The sequence below is a fragment of the Gordonia amicalis NBRC 100051 = JCM 11271 genome, from assembly GCF_000332995.1.
GTDB lineage: Bacteria > Actinomycetota > Actinomycetes > Mycobacteriales > Mycobacteriaceae > Gordonia > Gordonia amicalis.
The window spans coordinates 1-19,576 of the sequence record NZ_BANS01000007.1 but is presented as its reverse complement, the minus strand read 5'-3'; the positions used below and the strand labels follow the sequence as shown (position 1 = coordinate 19,576).

Genomic DNA, 19,576 nt, shown 5'->3' with positions numbered 1-19,576 from the left:
ATGCGGAGATCCGCCGAAGACGCCGCCGCACTCCACCGCCTTGCCACGGGAGGTTTTCCAGTGAGCATCACCGAATCCACCGTCCGCCCGGACCCGAGATCAGATCCCGAGTCCCCGGTTGCCCGGCCTCCGGGTGTCGCCACGGCGGACGGTCCCGACACCGTCCGACGGTTTCTCGAGGTGCGGTCGCTGACCGATGCTCTCGCCGAACGACTCTCACCTGAAGACCAGACGCCGCAGTCGATGACCGAGGCGAGTCCCGCGAAATGGCATCGGGCGCATGTCACCTGGTTTTTCGAGGAGTTCATCCTCCGTCAGAACCCGGACTATGTCGTGTACGACGAGACCTTCCGGTACCTGTTCAACAGCTACTACGAAACGGTGGGAGAACGACATCCGCGCCCCGATCGCGGTCTCGTCACGCGACCGGGCGTACGCGACGTGACACGCTATCGCGAGCACGTCGACGCAGCGATGGTCGAGGCTCTCGAGGCCGGGCGATTCGACGACGCGGCGCTCGAATTGGTCGAGCTCGGCTGCAACCACGAACAGCAGCACCAGGAGTTGCTGCTGATGGACATCAAGCACCTGTTCTCGACGCATGCGTTCGGGCCGGTCTACGTCGACCGGGAGCCCGACGTGCCCGGGCGGTCCGCGCCGCTCGGCTGGCGGGAGTTCTCCGGTGGGGTGCACGAGATCGGCGCTGTCGGAAGTGGATTCTCCTACGACAACGAGGGCCCCCGCCACCGGGTCCACCTCGAGGACTTCGCGGTGTCCGATCGGCTGGTGACCAACGCCGGCTGGCTGGAGTTCATGGCCGACGACGGATATCGGCGCCACGAGCTCTGGCTCTCCGACGGGTGGGCGAAGATCCACGAAACCGATTGGCATGCGCCGGGTTACTGGCGCGAAGAGGACGGTGGGTGGACCACCTTCACCCTCTCCGGACGCCGGCCCGTCGTGCCCGACGAGCCGGTGACCCACGTGTCCTTCTACGAGGCCGACGCCTACGCCCGCTGGGCCGGCGCCCGACTGCCCACCGAATTCGAATGGGAGGTCGCGGCCGGAACACTCGGCGACGCGCGGGGCCGGCTTCTCGATCCCGGCCGATGTCACCCCGGCCGGGCCGGCACCGCGATGGTCGGTGACGTGTGGGAGTGGACGGCGAGCGCGCATCTGCCCTATCCGGGATTCGTCCCGGCGAACGGGGCCGTCGGTGAGTACAACGGAAAGTTCATGTCCGACCAGCACGTCCTGCGTGGCGCGAGCGCGGTGACGCCGCCGGGGCATGAGCGGATCACCTACCGCAATTTCTTTCCCGCTGCGTCGCGGTGGGTGTTCTCGGGACTGCGGCTCGCTCGATGACTCCCGAGCGCGAAGCGCAGCCCAGGACATCCGAGCGCGACGACACGCGTACCGAAGTCGAGAAGGCGACGACAGGACTTGCCGCGGACGCGCTTTGGGGTCTGTGGCAGGACCCGCCGACGCTGCCGACCAAGTGGCTCTACGATGAGCGCGGAAGCCGGCTCTTCGATGAGATCACCCGGCTTCCCGAGTACTATCCGACGCGTCGCGAGACCGCGATCCTGCGTGAGCATTCGGCCGACATCGTGGCGGCCACGCATGCCGAAGTGATGGTCGAGTTGGGTTCGGGCACCTCCACCAAGACCAGGTTGCTGCTCGACGCGTTCAGTGCCGCCACCCCCGACTCCGGGCGGTTCACCTACGTTCCCGTGGATGTCAGCTCCGAGATGCTCACGACCACAGCCGATGTGCTGTCCGCCGACTATCCGGGCGTCGAGATCGTCCCATTGGGCGCGGACTTCACCGAACCCGACCTCCATCTCCCCGACGCCGACGGCGCCCGCCTCGCGGTGTTCCTCGGTGGCACCATCGGGAACTTCAATCCCGAGGCGCGGCGCGAGTTCTATCAGGGTCTGGCGAAGGCGCTCTCGCCCGGTGACTTCTTCCTGCTCGGTACCGACCTCGTCAAGGACACCGGCCGACTCGTGGCCGCCTATGACGACAAGGCGGGCGTCACAGCCGATTTCAACCGCAACCTCATCGAGGTCCTGCGGACGGGACTGGATGCCCGCGGACTGTATGCGGACGACTTCGAACACATCGCGCGCTGGAACCCGGGCGAACATCGCATCGAGATGTGGCTGCGTGCCCGGCGGGACATCGACGCGTACTTCGAGGTCCTGGGCCGAGCCTGGCGGCTGCCTGCCGGCGCCGAGGTCCACACCGAGATCAGTACGAAGTTCGAGCCGGATGCACTCCGCGACGAACTCGAGTCCGCCGGACTGCAGGTGGTCACCGTGTGGACCGACCCGGCCGGGGATTTCGCGCTCACTCTGAGCCGACGCTGACGATCACCCCTCGGCGAGCAGCTCGCGGACCCGTGGGATCACTCGGGTGCCATAGAGTTCGATGCTGCGCATCTGCTCGGCATGGCCCAGGGTTCCGTGGGAGTACTTCATGTCGAAACGACTCAGCCCGAGAGCCTTCGACGTCGAGGCGATCTTGCGTGCGACGGTTTCCGGCGACCCGACGAACAGCGCACCGTCGGGGCCCGTCGACCGCTCGAAGTCGATCCGGGTGGGCGGCGGCCACCCCCGTTCGCGTCCGATCCGCGCCACGTACCCGCGGTAGTGCGGCCACAACTCGTCGCGTGCCTGTGCGTCGGTGTCGGCGACATGGCCCGGGCAGTGCACGCCGACCGGAAGTACGTCCTGCTCCATCTCGGCGAGCGCACGGTGGTAGAGGTCGACGTAGGGGCGGAAGCGCACCGGGTCACCGCCGATGATGGCGAGCATCAGCGGAAGCCCGTACGACGCTGCGCGTACCACGGATTCGGGGCTGCCGCCCACTGCGATCCAGGTGGGTAGCGGCGGGCTCTCGAGCTGCGGGTACACCGGCTGAGCACGCAAGGGACCCCGCGTCGAGCCGGACCAGGTGACCGGCTTGCCGGTGCGCAGTTCGGCGAAGAGCGCGAGCTTGTCGGTGAACAGTTCCTCGTAGTCGGAGAGGTCGTAACCGAAGAGCGGGAACGACTCGGTGAACGAACCGCGGCCGAGGATCACCTCGGCACGGCCCGAGGACAGCGCGTCGACGGTCGAGAACCGCTCGAACACGCGGATGGGATCGTCCGAGCTCAGCACGGTCACGGCCGAGCCGAGGCGGATCCGGCTGGTGCGGGCGGCGATGGCGCCGAGCACGACCTCGGGTGCGGATACGGAGTAGTCGGAGCGGTGATGCTCACCGACACCGAGGAAGTCGACGCCGACCTCGTCGGCCAGGATCGCCTGCTCGAGTACGTCCCGCAGGGTCTGTGCGTCCGATCGCGGAGTGCCATCGGGCTCGGCGGTGATGTCGCCGAAGGTGTCCAAGCCCAACTCGAGTTCATGCGTGGCCGTTTGCGATTCCATCTCGTCTCTCTTTTGTCGGTTCGTGGCACAACTTCGTATAAGCGGCAAACGGTGCATGCCTGGGGGACGTGCTACTACTTCTCACGGCCACTTTGGCCTGACAGCGCGATGCCGAGGGTATGGCTGTGACATGCTTCTATTCGTCAGGGGACCATTCGGCATGGTCCTTTTCTTCTAGAAACGGGAGACCTTCAATGTGGGACTCATTCTGGGATTTCATCTGGTACACAGTCGTCATCTTCGCGTTCGTCGCGTACCTGATCGTCCTGTGGCACATCATCACCGACCTGTTCCGTGACAAGAAGGCATCGGGCTGGCAGAAGGCCGCCTGGGTGGTCTTCCTGATCATCTTCCCGTACATCACGGCCATCGTGTACCTGCTCGCGAAGGGCAAGGGCATGGCCGAGCGTCAGCGCGAGGCCTACACGGAGGCCAAGCAGGCCTCCGACGAGTACATCAAGTCGGTTGCGGGAACCTCTCCGACCCAGCAGATCACGGAGGCGAAGGCTCTCCTGGACTCCGGTACCATCACCCCGCAGGAGTTCGAACACCTCAAGTCGAAGGCACTCGGCGGAGCTGCCTGAGTCACGATGCGGTCGGTGAAGCCGGCCTGACGACGACCTGGAGCCGCGGTGATCGGATACCTCTGCAAACGCATCGCGGCCTGGGCTGTCCTCGTCTTCATCGCGACCAATCTGACCTACTTCCTGGCCACTTGGTTTCTCGACCCGCGATCCAACTACGCGATCCGGCGACCGCCGTTGCCGGAGAGCGTCGTCGACGCCACGCTGTCCTCCCACAACCTCAACGACAAGACCCCGCTGGTCGAACGTTGGTGGAACTGGCTGACGGGCGTGGTGTTGCACTGGGATTGGGGGTCGACTCCCGTGGGCGAGAGCGTCAACGCCGAGATCGGCTTCCGCCTGGTCTCCTCGGTGCAGCTCCTGGCCGCGGCCACCATCATCTCCACCCTTCTCGGCATAGCCCTGGGCGTCTACACCGCCCTCCGGCAGTACAAGCTCGCCGACCGCGCCTGGCAGTTCATCTCGATCGCGATGATCAACCTGCCGGTTCCCGTTGTCGGCCTGGGGATCGTGCTGGTCGCCATCTCACTCAATCAATCCCTCGGCCACAGCGTCGTGTTCGTCTCCGGGGCGTCCAGCGTGGGTGTCGAGGGGTTCTTCCCGGTGCTGCTGGATCGCATTCAACACCTCATCCTGCCGACCATCACCCTGGTCGTGATCCAGTACGCGGGACTGCATCTCCTGCAGCGGTCGATGGTGCTCGACACCATCAACGCCGACTACGTACGAACCGCACGTGCCAAGGGACTCACCCGCGGCGTGGCAGTGCGACGACATGCGTTGCGCACGGCCATCATCCCGGTGGCCGTCGGTATCGCCTTCGCGATCCCGGCGGTGTTCACCGGCGCGGTCCTCACCGAGACCATCTTCGGCTGGGAGGGGATGGGCCGGTACTTCGTCACCTCGATCAACACCAACGACATCCACGGTGTCGTCGCGGTCGCCGCATTCGGTGCGCTGGCGACCGCGGTCGGTGCGATCCTCGCCGACCTCGCGGTCGTCTATCTCGATCCGAGAGTGCGGGTGAGCTGAGATGGCGATGATGCCACCCGAACCGCGCGGACCGCAGTCCGGGCACCTCGATGCCACCGCCCCGATCATGGGCGAGACCGGCGGTCTCCTCGACGAGTCGGACACCGCGTCGGCGCCGCTGGCGAGGCGTCGTACCGGCCGGGCCGTGATCTTCGCCAAGCGATACGCGCGCAACCGTTCCGCGATGCTGGGCCTGGTCATGTTCGTCCTGCTCGTCTTCTTCGCCGTGTTCGGCGGGCTGTTCACCGCCTACACCTACACCGACACCGATTTCCTGGCCATCGGCTTCCCCCCGTCGACGCAAGGAGCAGAGGGCGCCCACTGGTTCGGCACCAACGACGCCGGCAACGACCTGTATGCGCAAGTGGTGCACGGACTCCAGCGCTCGTTGACGATCGCGCTGACCGTGTCGATCGGGACGACCGCGATCGCCGCGTTCCTCGGCGGGATCGCGGCCTATTTCGGCGGTTGGGTACAGCGCGTCATCCTGGGTGTCGTCTACCTGCTGCTCGTGGTGCCCACGTTCCTCATCCTCGCCCTGGTCTCGAACAGCACCGGTGGCGACTGGCGGTGGCTGATCGTCGTGCTCATCGCATTCGGGTGGATGATGCTCGCGCGCGTGATCCACTCGCTGGCGGTGACCGTCCGGGAGCGCGACTACGTCACCGCAGCAAAGTATCTGGGGGTGTCCCCGCCGGCGATCATCCTGCGGCACATCCTGCCCAACATCGCGTCGTTGCTGGTGATCAACTTCGCACTCGGCGTGGTGGCGGCCGTGCTCGCCGAGACGGGGCTGTCGTTCCTCGGATTCGGGGTGAAGATCCCCGACGTCACCCTGGGCTCGCTCCTGCAGGCGGGTGCCGGGACCCTCGCCGCGTCACCGTGGTTGTTCTGGTTCCCCGCCGCCGTGCTTGCGCTCCTGACGGTGTCGATGGCGCTCATCGCCGACGGTCTGCGCGACGCCTTCGACCCGACGTCGAGTGGAGGTACCCGCCGATGACGAGCCGGTCCGACGCGGTGCTGATGGTCCGTGACCTGAGAGTGGATTTCGGCAGCGAGGCCGGGGTCGTCGACGCCGTCCGCGGTCTCGACTTCGACCTGCGACCCGGCCGGACCACGGCCATCGTCGGCGAATCGGGATCGGGGAAATCGGTGTCGGCACTGGCGGTCCTGGGACTGCTGCCGGACTCCGCGCACGTCAGCGGATCGGTCGTCCTGCGGGACCGGGAGCTGATCGGGTTGTCGGACAAGCAGATGTCGGCGGTCCGGGGTTCGGAGATCGCGATGGTCTTCCAGGACCCGTTGTCGTCGCTGACCCCGGTGTTCACGGTGGGTGCGCAGATCTCCGAGGCGCTGCGGGCCCACCAGTCGGTCACCGCCAAGGCGGCCTGGGCGCGGTCGGTCGAGTTGCTCGACCTGGTCGGCATCGCCGATCCGGGACGCCGCGCGAAGGCCTTTCCGCACGAGTTGTCCGGCGGGATGCGTCAGCGCGTGATGATCGCGATGGCGATCGCCAACGACCCGTCGGTGATCATCGCCGACGAACCGACCACCGCCCTGGACGTGACCATCCAGGCCCAGATCCTCGACCTGCTCGCCACCGCGCGCCGGGAGACCGGTGCCGCGATGCTGTTGATCACGCACGATCTCGGCGTCGTCGCGGGCCATGCCGACGACGTCGTGGTCATGTATGCCGGCCGGTCGGTGGAGACCGCCGACGTCGACACGCTCTTCGGCGGGCCGCGCATGCCGTACACCATCGGGTTGCTGGGGGCCGTGCCGCGCGTGGACCGGCGGACCGACGCGTTGATCCCGATCCCGGGGTCGCCACCGGTCCTCATCGACGTACAGGACCGATGTCAGTTCATGCCACGGTGTCCGGTCGCGATCGACGACTGCGGTCGGGCCGAGCCGGCCCTGGCGGAGCTGAGCGGCGACCACGGGGTGGCCTGCGTCCGCGCCCGGGAGATCGATGCCGACGGCCGGATCGACGGTGAGCCGGTGTTCCCGCTGCCCGACGTGCCGGTGACGTCGGTGGCCGCGATCGAGCGGGTGGAGCGGCCGACCGTCCTCGACGTGGTGGACATGACGAAGGTCTTCCCGCTGACCAGTGGTTTCCTCAAGCGGCGAGTGGGATCGGTGCGGGCGGTCAACGGCATCAGCTTCGACATCCGACGCGGCGAGTCGATGGCACTCGTCGGGGAATCGGGCAGTGGCAAGTCGACGACCCTACTGGAGATCATGGACTTCGCACAGCCGAAGGGCGTCGTCCGGATCGGCGGGGTGGATCCGGCGGCGGTCCGCGCGCGGGAGGCGCGCGCGCTGCGGCAGCGGGCGTCGATCGTCTTCCAGGATCCGTCGGATGCGCTCGACCCGAGGTTCACCGCCTTCGACCTCATCGCCGAACCGCTTCGGGCATTGGGGATCCCGAAGGCGGAGGCGGAGGAGAAGGTGACGGGCCTCATGCGGCGGGTCGGGCTCGACCCTGTTCACGCCGACCGTTTCCCCGCCGCCTTCTCCGGTGGTCAGAGACAACGGCTCGCCATCGCGCGGGCACTGGCCACCGACCCCGACCTGATCATCCTCGACGAACCGCTGTCGGCACTCGACGTCTCGGTGCAGGCGGACGTCGTCAATCTGATCCGGCGACTGCAGTCCGACGGTGATGTCGCCTATCTGGTTGTCGCACACGATCTCTCCGTGGTGCGACATCTCGCCGACCGCACCGCGGTGATGTACCTGGGGGTGATCGTGGAGGCCGGACCCACCGAGGCGGTCTTCGCCGAACCCGCGCATCCCTACACGCGAGCGCTGCTGTCGGCGGTGCCGATTCCCGACCCGCGCGTCGAACGCGAACGGCGGCGGATCGTCCTGACCGGCGAACAACCCAGCGCGACAGACGACATCGTCGGGTGCAGCTTCACGAGTCGTTGTCCGTTGCACGCGCAGCTCGACGACGAACGTCGCGAGCGGTGCCGCACCGTCGTTCCCCGGCTACGGCCGGCGAACCGTGAAGGTGTTGTTCGCGGCGACCACCGAGCGGCATGCCACTTCCTGGAGGTGGAGCAGTGAGGCGCTGGTGGCGGTTCATCACCGCGGTGCTCATGACCATCGCCTGCGTGACCGGTTGCGGCGCAGCGGTCGACAGCGGTGCGGTGAAGACCGAGGGGGCCTCGCTCAATCCGCAACCCCGGGAGAAGCTCGAGGACGGCGGCAGCCTCACGACGGCCATCACCGAGGTGTCGCCCCAGTGGAACACCTTCCACGCAGATGCCAGCGCCTACACGCTGGCCCTGTGGCGCTGGTACAACCCGGTGCTCGCCTACTTCTCGCCCGACGGCGTGTACTCCCCGAATCCCGACTACCTCACCGGCGTCCGTACCGAGACGGTCGGCCGGAACACGGTGGTGACCTACACGGTCAACCCGAAGGCGTTCTTCAACGACGGCACGCCGATCGATTACCGCGCCTTCGTCGAGACGTGGCGCACCAGTCGGGGTGTCGACGACCGCTACATCGTCAGTTCCACCGACGGGTACAGCCAGATCGCCTCGGTCACCCGCGGGGTCGACGACCGCGAGGTCATCGTGCGCTTCGACGGCGTCTACGCCTGGCCGGACGGCTTGTTCAACGTCGTGCTCCATCCGAAGGCCACCTCGCCCGAGGTGTACAACGAAGGTTATGTGCGGCAACCGCATCCGGAGTGGGGTGCAGGACCGTACACGGTCTCCTCGTATGACGCCGACAACGGGACCGTCGTCTTCGAACGCAATCCGAAGTGGTGGGGGAGGCCCGGCAAACTCGACCGCCGGATCTTCCGGCAGATGGAGTCGCAGGCGGCACTCAATGCTTTCCAGAACGGCGAGATCGACGCGACCGGGGTGGCGGCCAAGGACGCGCGTGCGCGGGTGCTCACGATGAACGGCATCGACATCCGGACCGCTGCGTCGCCGCAGCAGGCGCTGCTCGTACTGAATCTCGATGCGCCGATACTGTCCGACCGCGTCGTCCGAGAGGCGGTGTTCGCCGCGATCGACCGGCAGACCCTGGCGCGCATCCGGTTCACCGGTTTGAACTACACCGAGGAACTCCCCGGTTCGCTGTCGCTCTACCCCTTCCAGCCGGGGTATGAGGACAACCTCGCGGGGGTGGTGTCCTACGATCCGGGCAAGGCGGCGGCGCTGCTGGAGGAAGCCGGGTGGCGTGAGGGCGGGGACGGTATCCGCGAGAAGAACGGCAAACGGCTGTCGCTGGTGTTGCCCAACGTCGGCGACGACGCAACCGGCGCCAACCTGTCACGGGCGCTCCAGGCGATCCTGGGCAAGGTCGGCGTCGATCTCGTGGTGCAACAACGTCCCCCGTCGGATTTCTCCGCCGTCGTGGTGAACAAGGAGTTCGACCTGTTCATGATGGGCTTCTCCTCGAGCGATCCGTTCGGCATGGCCTACTTCTGCCAGGTGTGGTGCAGCGACTCGCAGTTCAACCCCGCCGGGGCCGGCACTCCCCAACTCGACGCACAGATCAGGGCGATGGCACGGATCGGCGACCCGATGTCCCAGATCGCGGCCGGGAACAAGGTCGAGCGCGAGGCATTCGCCCAGTACTCGAACCTCCCGCTCTTCAACGGTCCGGCGATGGTCGCGGTGAAGGAAGATCTCGCCAATTACGGTGCGGGACAGTTCTACATCGGTCCGATCGAGGACATCGGCTGGGAGAAGTAGGGTCGCCCATCAACCTCGACGGTGGCGGCCGACGCTTCAGTGGTTGGGGCCCACCCGCCACAGCGGGTTCACCGGGCCGTGGCCGGCGCCGAGCGGATAGGCTGCGGCGAGTCCGCGGGTGACCCACTCCTTCGCGAACGCGACGGCGTCGGGCACCGAGTACCCGTGTGCCAGAGCGCAGGTGATCGCGGCGGCGAGGGTGTCACCGGCCCCGTGGTCGTGGGTCGTGTCGATGCGCTCGTGGTTGAGCTCGATGAACTGCGCACCGTCGTAGAGCAGGTCGGGGGAGTGGTCGCTGGAGCGCAGGTGTCCACCCTTGACCAGGGCCCAGGCGGGCCCGAGATCGAACAATGCTTTTGCCGCATCACGCTGGGAATCGGTGTCGACGACGTCGACCCCGGTGATGAGCCGGACCTCGTCGAGGTTCGGCGTCACCACCGTCGCGAGAGGGAACAGCTTGTCGCGCAGAGTGTCCAGGGCGGAATCCGCGAGTAGCTGGTTCCCGTGCATTGAGGCACATACCGGGTCGACGACGAGCGGTGTCGACGTGTCGCGACCGATAGCGCTGTCTGCGCACTGGGCGACGACCGCGTCGATGATCGGCGCCGACGCCAGCATGCCGGTCTTGGCGGCGCCGATCCCGATGTCGTCGGCGACCGTGCGGATCTGGGCGGCCACGGTCTCCGGTGCGATCTCCTGAAAGCCGCTGACGCCCAGTGAATTCTGCACGGTCACCGCGGTCACCGCGACGCAACCGTGCAGGCCGAGCAGCGCGAAGGTGCGCATGTCGGTCTGGATGCCGGCGCCGCCACCGGAATCCGATCCGGCGATGGTCATCACGCGGACCGGCGTCTCACCCGGCGCCGCGACGGGCAGCAATTCGAAGTCCCCGTGGCCGTGCGGTGGCTGACCGGTCACGCGGAACCGCCTCGACTGGTCTCGAGGGGCAGGTACACGCGGTTGCCGCCCTCGGCGAACTCGGCCGACTTCGCCGCCATGCCCTCGGCGATCTTGCGGTCGATGTCCTCGGCGGTCACCAGGTTGTTCTCCTCCGCGTAGGCGCGCACGTCGGCGGAGATCCGCATCGAGCAGAACTTGGGACCACACATCGAGCAGAAGTGAGCTGTCTTCGCGGGTTCGGCCGGCAGGGTCTCGTCGTGGTACTCGCGGGCGGTGTCCGGGTCCAGGGCGAGGTTGAACTGGTCGATCCAGCGGAACTCGAAGCGCGCCTTGCTCAATGCGTCATCACGTTCCTGCGCCCGGGGATGCCCCTTGGCGAGGTCTGCGGAGTGGGCCGCGATCTTGTACGTGATGACGCCGACCTTCACGTCGTCGCGGTCGGGCAGCCCGAGATGCTCCTTGGGTGTCACATAACAGAGCATCGCCGTTCCCGCCTGGGCGATCATCGCCGCACCGATCGCGGAGGTGATGTGGTCGTAGGCGGGTGCGATGTCGGTGGCCAGGGGGCCCAGGGTGTAGAAGGGTGCCTCTTCGCAGAGTTCTTCCTCCAGGCGCACGTTCTCGGCGATCTTGTGCATCGGGATGTGTCCGGGTCCCTCGATCATCACCTGCACGCCATGGGATTTGGCGATGGTGGTGAGTTCGCCGAGGGTGCGCAGTTCGGCGAACTGGGCTTCGTCGTTGGCGTCCGCGATCGACCCCGGCCGTAGTCCGTCGCCGAGGGAGAAGGTGATGTCGTAGCGGCGGAAGATCTCGCACAGTTCGTCGAAGTGCGTGTACAGGAACGACTCTTCGTGGTGAGCCAGACACCAGGCGGCCATGATCGAACCGCCTCGGGAGACGATTCCGGTGACCCGGCGGGCGGTCAGCGGAACGTAGCGGAGCAGGACCCCGGCGTGCACCGTCATGTAGTCGACGCCCTGCTCTGCCTGCTCGATCACGGTGTCGCGGTAGATCTCCCACGTCAAGGCGACGGGATCGCCGTTCACCTTCTCGAGTGCCTGATAGATGGGCACGGTGCCGACCGGTACGGGGGAGTTGCGCAGGATCCACTCGCGCGTGGTGTGGATGTCCGCGCCGGTCGAGAGGTCCATGATGGTGTCGGCGCCCCAACGCGTCGCCCACACCATCTTCTCGACCTCGTCGGCGATCGAGCTGCGCACCGCCGAATTCCCGATGTTCGCATTGATTTTCACCGCGAACCGCTTGCCGATGATCATCGGCTCCGATTCGGGGTGACGATGGTTGGCCGGGATCACCGCGCGACCGATGGCCACCTCGGAGCGGACGAGTTCGGCGTCGGCGCCCTCACGCGCGGCGATGAACCGCATCTCGTCGGTGATGATCCCCGCTCGTGCCCACGCGAGCTGGGTGCTCGCGCCGTCGATCGGTTCCGGGCGGTGCCACGAGTCGCGGGTCTTCGGCAGTCCGCGCTCCACATCGATCTCGGTTTCGGTGTCGGTGTACGGACCCGAGGTGTCGTAGACGTCGAGGTGTTCGCCGTTGGTGAGGTGGATCCGACGCTGCGGTACGCGGAGATGATCGACGGCGAGGTAGTGCTTGGAACTGCCCTCGATCGGTCCCGTGGTCAGTCCGCCGTCTTCGAAGGTTGCAGTGGTGGGTGTGGTGGATACACGTGTGCCCATGATGGTCTCCCTACGCCGGCATTACCCGGACAGGTTCGAGCGGTCGGCGACCGCCCGTCGCCATCTCAGCCCTCGGTCATCGTGAGAGCCCCCGCGGTGTGTAGTTGTGTTGCGCTCGCCACCTTACAACGTCCGCGGAGGAGCCACCCGATGCCTGGCAGATCGATACCCTTTCTCAGCAGTTACGGATCCGTAAGGTAGGGTGTGACCCTAGTCACAGGGGACCGAACGTCAAGAAGTGGCGTGATGCCGGTGACCCGCAGACGGTGACGACATGAGGAGGTGTAGGTGCTACGCAAGAACCGGCATCGACCGCCGCAATCGGCGAGGTCCATCCTGCAGCAGATCGCTCAGGTGGTGCACAATCCCGACCGCGAACGGTTCGAACTCTGGGTTGCGGGCGATCTCGTCGGCGTACTCGGCTATTCGATGGAGACCGTCGACGGCCAGACGACCATCACCGTTCTGCACACCGTGCTCTACGACGAGTACACCGGCCACGGGCTCGCGACGCGTCTCACCCGGACGGTCATCCACTTCGCGCGTGAACACAACGCCCGGATCCGGCCGGTGTGTTCGTTCACCAAGGACTACCTCGACCATCACCCGGGAATCGTGGAGCTCGCGCCGGTGTGATTTCGACAAGCTCAATCAGCGGTGGAAGGGGCTCAATCAGCGGTGGAAGGGGCTCAATCAGCGGTGGAAGGGGCTCAATCAGCGGTGGAAGGGGCTCAACCAGCGGGAGAGTCCAGCAGCGTCGTCCGCAGGATCTTCTTGTCGATCTTGCCGACGGCGGTGACGGGCAGGGTCCGCACGATGCGGACCACGTCGGGCAGCTTGAACGATGCGAGGCCGCGGTCGGCGAGGAACGTGCGGAGCGTGGCCAGTTCGAGCGGCCGGGCCGGCGGATGGTCGTGGGAGAGCACGACCGCGGCGCAGATCTTCTCACCGAGCGCATCGTCGGGCAGTCCGACCACCGCGACCTGTCGCACCGACGGGTGTGCGAGCAGGTTCTCCTCGACGTCGTCGGCAGCGACGTTCTCGCCGGCCCGGACGATGGTGTCCTTGATGCGGCCGGTCACCGACAGATGCCCGGAGGGCAGCCGGGTCACCTTGTCCCCCGATCGGTAGAAGCCGTCGGGGGTGAAGGACTTCTCGTTGTGGGCGTCGGCCCGGTAGTATCCGCGGATCGTGTACGGGCCGCGCACCAGCAGTTCGCCCTCTTCGCCGTCGGGAACGTCGGCGCCCTCCTCGTCGACGACGCGCACCTCGTCGAACTCGGACATCGGTGAACCCTGCACCTCGTGGACGAGATCGCGCGGTTCGTCCGGCCGGGTGTAGCAGATGAGCCCCTCGGCCATGCCGAACACCTGCTGGACCACGTCGCCGAGGGCCTCGTCGAGCGCGACGGCGTCGGGGTGGGCCAGCTTGGCGCCGCCGACCTGGAGGAGTCGCAGGGAGCTGATGTCCGCGGGTTCCCACTCGGTCGCCGCGCACCACAGCTGCGCGAGGGCGGGCACCAGTGCGGTCACCGTGACGCGGTGGCGTTCGATGAGGTCGAAGGTGTTGTCGGGGCTCGGGTTGTCGGTGAAGACGACGTGGCCGCCGACGCCGAGGACGCCGAGGATGCCCGGGCAGCACAGCGGGAAGTTGTGGGCCGCGGGCAGCGCGACCAGGTACGTGTCGTCGGCCGTCAGGTTCGCGACGTCGCTCGACAGTCGCGCATTGAGGTCGTAGTCGTCGTGGGTCCGCGCGATCAGTTTGGGCAGACCGGTGGTGCCGCCCGAGACCAGGAACAGCGCCGGGAGGCCGGCATCCGGCGGGGAAGGGAGGTCGACCGTGGCGGAGTCCGTGTCCGGTGCCCCCCGGAACGGACCGGGATCGCCGGAGATGAACACGTGCTCGACGTCGGGGACGCGGGATTGCAGCTCGGTGGCGAGATCCCGGAAGTCGAAGCCGCGCCGTCCGTCCTCGCCGATGTAGGCGACGGCCCCGGCGCCGGCCGCGAGGTGGGCGATCTCGGTGATCCGGTGGGCGGGCAGGGTCATCACCGGGGCGATGCCCGCGCGGAGCAGGCCGAACAGGTTCACGACGAAGTCGAGGGAGTTGTTCTGCTGCAGGACGACGCGTTGTCCGGGCCGGAGTCCGGCCCCGACGAAACCTGCCGCACGACGCAGCGAGGCGGCACGCAGGTCGGAGTAGCTGAGCGTCCGCGGTCCGTCGGTCGACGCATCGGTGACGGCCGGGGCGTCGGGGGTGCGATCGGCACTGGCGTCGAAGCTCGCGAACAGGGGGAGGCCGCGGAACAGTCCGGCGTCCCGGTAGCGCTCGGCCTGGACGTCGGCGTACGGGGTGAAACCGTCGAGTAGGTCGGTCACTCGGTCCAGATGCGTCTGCATGGGTCCCATTCAAACACAGACAGGATAGGGTAACCTTACCGATCGGTCGGCGGTGTGAGCCACGCCATCGACGAACGGGGGCTGTTTGCTTAGGCTGTCCTAATCTTCCTAAGATCACGCTGCCGCCCACGACCGGAGGACAAGGACATGTCGCTGACGACCGATTCGCGAACCCCGACGCTCGACGCTGCGGGGCTCGGACCGGCGACCCCGGTCAGCGCCGCCGCCGCCGAGATCTCGGCGGCCTGGGCGGGTTCGGGCGAGTTTGGTGACCACGTCGTCTACGAGCGCAACGGTCGCTGGACCTTCGCCGCGGGCGTCCGTGCGCGTGTGGTCGTCACGCGCAGCGAGGTCATCGTCGACGACCAGGGGCGCCGGACGACCACTGCTTGGCACGGCGACCCGGCAGATGCCCTCGCCGCGGCGACGGAATCCCTGTCGATCGCCGACTGGCGTCTCTACGGCTGGGTCGGTTTCGACTTCTGCGCGCCGTACCACGGCATCCTCGACCGTGTTCCCGACGACACGGTCCTCGCGCATCTGATCGTCCCCGAGTTCGAGGCCTTCGTCGACGCGGATGGCGTGGACACCGGCACCGCCGATCCCGAACGAGCACGTCTTCTCCTCGAGATCTCCCTCACGGCAAGCGCTCCCGGCGAGTCGCGCCCGGTCGATGTGCGAGTCGACTCGGAGGACTATCGCAGTCGCGTCGCCACCGCCGTCGCCGAGATCGCCGCCGGGCGCTATCAGAAGGTCATCCTCTCCCGCGCCGTCGACATCCCGTTCCCGGTCGACATCCCCGCCACCTACGCGCGGGGTCGCGCGGACAACACCCCGGCGCGTTCGTATCTGCTGTCGCTCGGTGATCTCGCGGCCGCCGGATTCAGCCCCGAGCTCGTGGTCGCGGTGCACGACGACCGGACGGTGGTGACCGAACCGCTTGCGGGTACAAGGGCTTTCGGAATCTCGACGGAGCGTGATGCGGCCGCCCGCGCCGAGCTTCTCGGTGACGCCAAAGAGGTCGCCGAGCACGCGATGTCGGTTCGTGCCTGCTTCGACGAGATCGCGTCGATCTCGGCCGCGAACACGACTGCGGTAAGCGAGTTCATGGAGGTGCGTGAGCGTGGCAGCGTCCAGCACCTGGCCTCGACCGTGAAGGGTACTCTCGCCGACGGTGAAACACCCTGGCGCGCACTCGAAGTCGTCTTCCCGTCGATCACCGCTTCGGGGGTTCCGAAGACCCCGGCCGTCGAGGCCATCGACCGGCTCGAGTCCCGGCGTCGCGGCCCGTATTCGGGTGCGATACTCGTCGCGTCGTCGTCGGGGGAGCTCGAGGCGACCCTCGCACTGCGTACCGTCTTCGCGACCGGGGGCAAAGCGTGGCTGCGCGCCGGTGCCGGCATCGTCGCGCAGTCGACACCCGAGCGCGAGTTCGAGGAGACCTGTGAGAAATTGGGCAGCGTCGCCCCCTACGTCATCCCACGCTGACCGCCCGTTACGTCCGACCCACCACCATCGTCACCTCAGGAGTGATCACATGTCCGACAACATCACCGAAGCGCTACAAGGAATCCTCACCGAGGACCTCGACCTCGCGCTCGGCGACGTCACCCCCGAGTCGAGACTGATCGACGACCTGGGGCTCGACTCGGTGGCATTCGCCATCGGTGTCGTGGCGATCGAGGAGCGTCTGGGCGTGAAGCTGACCGAGCGCGAACTCTTCGAGTCCAAGACGGTCGGTGATCTCGAAGACCTGGTCCGCTCGAAGGCCGGGACCGCGGCCTGACCGGGGGCGAGGGGATGAGTGTGGACACCGGAGTGCATACGTACACGGAGTTGCTCGACGCGGCGTTCGACGAGAAGGTCACCGCGTGGACAGCGCAGGCCGAGAGGGACCATCGCTTCCCGCGTCCACTCCTCGAACATCTGGGTGAGGCAGGGGTTTTCACCCGGAAGTGGGAGGATCGCAAGCTCACCGACCTCCATGACCACTTCGCCTTGGGCCGTCGTCTCGGATCGCTGGGCTCGGCCGCGATCGGCGTCGGTGTCAGCCTGCACGATTCGGCGATCGCCATCCTCCGACGCTTCGGCCGCAACGACTTCCTGAAAGATCTCGCGTACCGGGCGATGACCACCGACGCCGTCCTGTGCATCGGCGCCTCGGAGGAGCAGGGCGGGTCGGACCTGCAGAACTCGGAGACGCGGATCTTCGGCGAGAACGGCGGATACCGCGTCGTGGGGAACAAGAAGTTCGTCTCGCTGTCGCCGATCGCCGACTACATGTTCGTCGTGTGTCGTGGCGTCGAGGACGGCCCCGACGCCGGAGGCAACGTCGCGCTCGCCGCGGTGCCGGTCGACCAGGTCCGCGTCGGCGCGCCGTATCAGAAGCTGGGTGCCGGACCGCTCGACACCGCCCCGGTCGCCATCGACACGTGGATCCCCGAGGAGGCGCTGATCGCCCGCCCGGGCACGGGTCTGGCGATCATCAGCTGGGGCCTTGCACACGAACGCTATTCGGTCGCCGCGCAGATCGCGGCCGCCTGTGAGGTGATGCTCGGCGTGACGCTCGCCCGCATGATGGAGCGTACCCAGTTCGGCAAGAAGCTCTACGACCATCAGGCACTCCGCCTGCGTCTTGCGGACCTGCAGGCCCGCGTGGATGTGCTGAGCTACTCGCTCGACGGCGTCGCCGCCGGGGGCAGGATCAACCTCCGGACCGCGGCGGCACTCAAGGCGACCGCGGCGAACCTGGGCGAAGAGGTCGCCTCGGAATGCCTGCACATCTTCGGCGGTATCGGTTACCTCGAGACCGAGACCCCGATCGGACGCTGGTGGCGCGACATGAAACTCGCGCGCGTCGGTGGCGGTACCGACGAGGTGCTGTGGGAACTGGTCGCCGCGGCCATGAAACCCGACACCGAGCGTTACCAGCAGCACTTCTCCGGTTCTCTCACCCAGGCGCCCTGAGCGTCCTTCATCCAGGCGGTCATCGATGAACAGCACAGTCACTTCCCCGGCCGACGCTCGCGTCACCGAGCTCGCACCCCCGGACCACACCTACCTGCACATGGACACCGACAGCCGGCCCATGCACTGGTCGATGATCCTCGAACTCGAGACGGGTGGAACGCTTCTCGGCCTCGACGAGGTCCGTGCCCGGGTGCGTGAACGGGGCCGGCTGTTCGAGATCTTCAGGCTGGGTGTCAAGAACGGCCGCTGGCGCAAGCCCGAGGTGGTGCTCGCCGACGAGAACTGGGATGCGGGCGAACACGTCTCGGAACTCGGCTTCACCGATCGCGAGCACCTGCAGCGTCGTGTCTCCAAGCTCCTGGAGACGCCGTTGCCGCGTCCGCGTCCGTTCTGGGACATCACGCTGTTCACACCCTCTGCGGGCGCCGAGGGCGTGGGTCAGTGGGTGTTGCTCCGCGTGCATCACAGCATCTCCGACGGCATCGCCGGTGCGGCCTTCGCGGCATTGCTCGCCGACGGTGAGCGCGAGGACCTCGCCGAGTTCGAGCGGTTCGCCACGAGTCCCCGGTTCCACATCAGCGGTATCGACCCGGAGAAGCTGGGCGAGGCCAAGGCGGCGTTCAACGATCAGCACGCCGCCGGTGGTGGCAAGAAGCGCGCCTGGCCGAGCCTGACGAAGTCGGGGCGTCGTGAACATGCGCTGTTCGGCACGTCGACCCGCGCTCTTCGTAAAGCGGCCAAGGCCAACGGTTCCAGCGTGCACGAGTTCGTCCTCGGGGCCATCGGCCGGGCCCTCAGCCTCGATCCGCCGGCGTCGCCGCCGGCGGAGGTCCTCCGCGTGACGCTTCCGGTGACCCTCGACGAGGAGTTCCGGCACACCGGCAACGCGGTGTCCGTGGCGCTGCTCAACCTGCCCGGCAACGAGACCGACCTGTCGCAGCAGATCGAACGGGCTCGTGGTGAGCTGGCCACGATCGCGCAACGGCGGCCCGAACTCTATCTCGCAGCGGCGGACGACCTCCCGCGCGCGCCGCTGTGGGGCCTGCAGCGCGCCATCGTGAACGCCTCGATGGCGCACATGCACCCGGACATCCACATCGGCATCAACCCCGGCTTCTCGAGGGTGCGGTCGGTGCTGGGCAGGTCGATCGTGAGCCTCACCCCGCTGTCGCCGCTGGCCGGCTACTCCTTCTCGGTGACGGTCCTCATCCTCGGCACCACGACGAGTTTCGGCATCGTCACCGATGCGGAGGCACTGCCCGACTACGCGGAGAAGTTCGTCACGACATTCGACAAGGTGCTGAACGAGGCCCTAACGCCCGAGTGACACTGAAGCTAGCTTAGGCTTGCCTAGTAATCCCGGTGGAAATCGGGAACGATGCAGTACGTGGTGACGCCGATCGAGCGCGCGGCCACGCCACACGAGTGAACACGCCATACCGAAGAAAACACGGAGAACACCATGCAGAACGACGTCGGCTACCAGGACCCGGGATACGTGGGTGACACCCACGAGCCGGAAGCCGGTTCGGAGAAGCGCTCGGGCGGGGTCAGCATTCCGACGGTGCTGGCATCGGCGGGTGTCGCGGCGGTGATCTCGGCGATCGTCGTCACCATCGGCGTGGTCGGCATCGTGGTCAGCGAACGCAACGACACGGCGTCGGCGGCGCAGCCGACCGTCGTGAACCTGGGTTCCGCACAGGCACCCCAGCAGCAGGGCCTGGTGGGTCCGGCCGCCACCCAGCAGCCGGCCGCCGCGCCCGGGCAGCCCGCCCCGGCGGCAGCACCCGCACCCGCTGCGACGGAGAACGTGCCCGAGAGCGGTGGCACGGT

At 67.2% G+C, this 19,576-nt stretch carries 16 protein-coding genes, 1 pseudogene and 1 riboswitch; of the genes and pseudogenes, 13 read left to right on the top strand and 4 right to left on the bottom strand.

The features are described from left to right. The first annotated feature begins 60 nt into the window (after positions 1-60). A complete protein-coding gene (gene egtB / locus GOAMI_RS03585; protein ID WP_006435024.1) occupies positions 61-1,365 on the top strand; it encodes an ergothioneine biosynthesis protein EgtB in 1,305 nt (434 codons plus the stop codon). Next, positions 1,362-2,372 carry an L-histidine N(alpha)-methyltransferase gene (egtD, locus tag GOAMI_RS03580; RefSeq protein ID WP_006435023.1) on the top strand — a complete coding sequence of 337 codons (1,011 nt, stop codon included), beginning with the start codon at positions 1,362-1,364 and terminating at the stop codon, positions 2,370-2,372. Before egtB ends, egtD begins: the two co-directional genes overlap by 4 nt. A gap of 3 nt (positions 2,373-2,375) precedes the next feature. On the opposite strand, the gene GOAMI_RS03575 is transcribed toward egtD, so the two are convergent. Next, positions 2,376-3,431, bottom strand: coding sequence for an LLM class flavin-dependent oxidoreductase (locus GOAMI_RS03575; protein ID WP_006435022.1), 1,056 nt, complete (start codon positions 3,429-3,431; stop codon positions 2,376-2,378). Between the two features lie 194 nt (positions 3,432-3,625). On the opposite strand from GOAMI_RS03575, the gene GOAMI_RS03570 reads away from it, so the two are divergent. The 5 genes from GOAMI_RS03570 to GOAMI_RS03550 are packed head-to-tail and all read left to right on the top strand — an operon-like array spanning position 3,626 to position 9,768. Further along, a complete protein-coding gene (locus tag GOAMI_RS03570) occupies positions 3,626-4,015 on the top strand; it encodes an SHOCT domain-containing protein (protein ID WP_006435021.1) in 390 nt (129 codons plus the stop codon). A 48-nt stretch (positions 4,016-4,063) separates the two neighbouring features. Next, positions 4,064-5,047 (top strand): ABC transporter permease, encoded by a 984-nt coding sequence (locus GOAMI_RS03565; RefSeq protein ID WP_006435020.1) that lies wholly within the window; start codon positions 4,064-4,066, stop codon positions 5,045-5,047. 1 nt (position 5,048) lies between these two features. Continuing rightward, positions 5,049-6,047: an ABC transporter permease gene (locus GOAMI_RS03560; protein ID WP_006435019.1), complete on the top strand. Its 999-nt coding sequence runs from the start codon at positions 5,049-5,051 to the stop codon at positions 6,045-6,047. Continuing rightward, complete coding sequence (locus GOAMI_RS03555) at positions 6,044-8,119, top strand: dipeptide ABC transporter ATP-binding protein (protein WP_006435018.1); 2,076 nt, start codon at positions 6,044-6,046, stop codon at positions 8,117-8,119. Before GOAMI_RS03560 ends, GOAMI_RS03555 begins: the two co-directional genes overlap by 4 nt. 32 nt (positions 8,120-8,151) lie before the next feature. Continuing rightward, entirely contained in the window at positions 8,152-9,768 is a 1,617-nt protein-coding gene (locus GOAMI_RS03550; RefSeq protein WP_376740315.1) for an ABC transporter family substrate-binding protein, read from the top strand. 36 nt (positions 9,769-9,804) lie between these two features. Here the strand turns inward: GOAMI_RS03550 and thiD are convergent, their stop codons facing one another. Next, the gene (gene thiD, locus GOAMI_RS03545) at positions 9,805-10,605 is read right to left on the bottom strand and encodes a bifunctional hydroxymethylpyrimidine kinase/phosphomethylpyrimidine kinase (protein WP_051995364.1); all 801 of its coding nucleotides are present in this window, start codon (positions 10,603-10,605) and stop codon (positions 9,805-9,807) included. A gap of 77 nt (positions 10,606-10,682) precedes the next feature. Next, positions 10,683-12,374, bottom strand: a complete 1,692-nt coding sequence (thiC, locus tag GOAMI_RS03540) for a phosphomethylpyrimidine synthase ThiC (RefSeq protein ID WP_006435015.1) — start codon at positions 12,372-12,374, stop codon at positions 10,683-10,685. Further along, a riboswitch (TPP riboswitch) is annotated at positions 12,365-12,479 on the bottom strand. Its footprint overlaps the gene before it by 10 nt. A gap of 183 nt (positions 12,480-12,662) precedes the next feature. Between thiC and GOAMI_RS03535 the strand changes: the two genes are divergently transcribed. Continuing rightward, the gene (locus tag GOAMI_RS03535; protein WP_006435014.1) at positions 12,663-13,010 is read left to right on the top strand and encodes a GNAT family N-acetyltransferase; all 348 of its coding nucleotides are present in this window, start codon (positions 12,663-12,665) and stop codon (positions 13,008-13,010) included. 95 nt (positions 13,011-13,105) lie between these two features. Here GOAMI_RS03535 and GOAMI_RS03530 read toward each other — a convergent pair whose 3' ends face one another. Continuing rightward, positions 13,106-14,773, bottom strand: a complete 1,668-nt coding sequence (locus GOAMI_RS03530; RefSeq protein WP_006435013.1) for a (2,3-dihydroxybenzoyl)adenylate synthase — start codon at positions 14,771-14,773, stop codon at positions 13,106-13,108. Positions 14,774-14,920: 147 nt separating this feature from the next. On the opposite strand from GOAMI_RS03530, the gene GOAMI_RS03525 reads away from it, so the two are divergent. From GOAMI_RS03525 to GOAMI_RS03505, 5 genes and pseudogenes are all read left to right on the top strand, one after another. Then, a complete protein-coding gene (locus tag GOAMI_RS03525; protein ID WP_006435012.1) occupies positions 14,921-16,261 on the top strand; it encodes a salicylate synthase in 1,341 nt (446 codons plus the stop codon). A gap of 49 nt (positions 16,262-16,310) precedes the next feature. Continuing rightward, positions 16,311-16,559 carry an acyl carrier protein gene (locus GOAMI_RS03520; protein WP_006435011.1) on the top strand — a complete coding sequence of 83 codons (249 nt, stop codon included), beginning with the start codon at positions 16,311-16,313 and terminating at the stop codon, positions 16,557-16,559. Positions 16,560-16,573: 14 nt separating this feature from the next. Continuing rightward, complete coding sequence (locus GOAMI_RS03515) at positions 16,574-17,740, top strand: acyl-CoA dehydrogenase family protein (protein WP_006435010.1); 1,167 nt, start codon at positions 16,574-16,576, stop codon at positions 17,738-17,740. 25 nt (positions 17,741-17,765) lie between these two features. After that, positions 17,766-19,070, top strand: a complete 1,305-nt coding sequence (locus GOAMI_RS03510) for a wax ester/triacylglycerol synthase domain-containing protein (RefSeq protein WP_006435009.1) — start codon at positions 17,766-17,768, stop codon at positions 19,068-19,070. A 135-nt stretch (positions 19,071-19,205) separates the two neighbouring features. Then, positions 19,206-19,576 (top strand): annotated as a pseudogene (locus tag GOAMI_RS03505) (hypothetical protein); the annotation flags it as partial.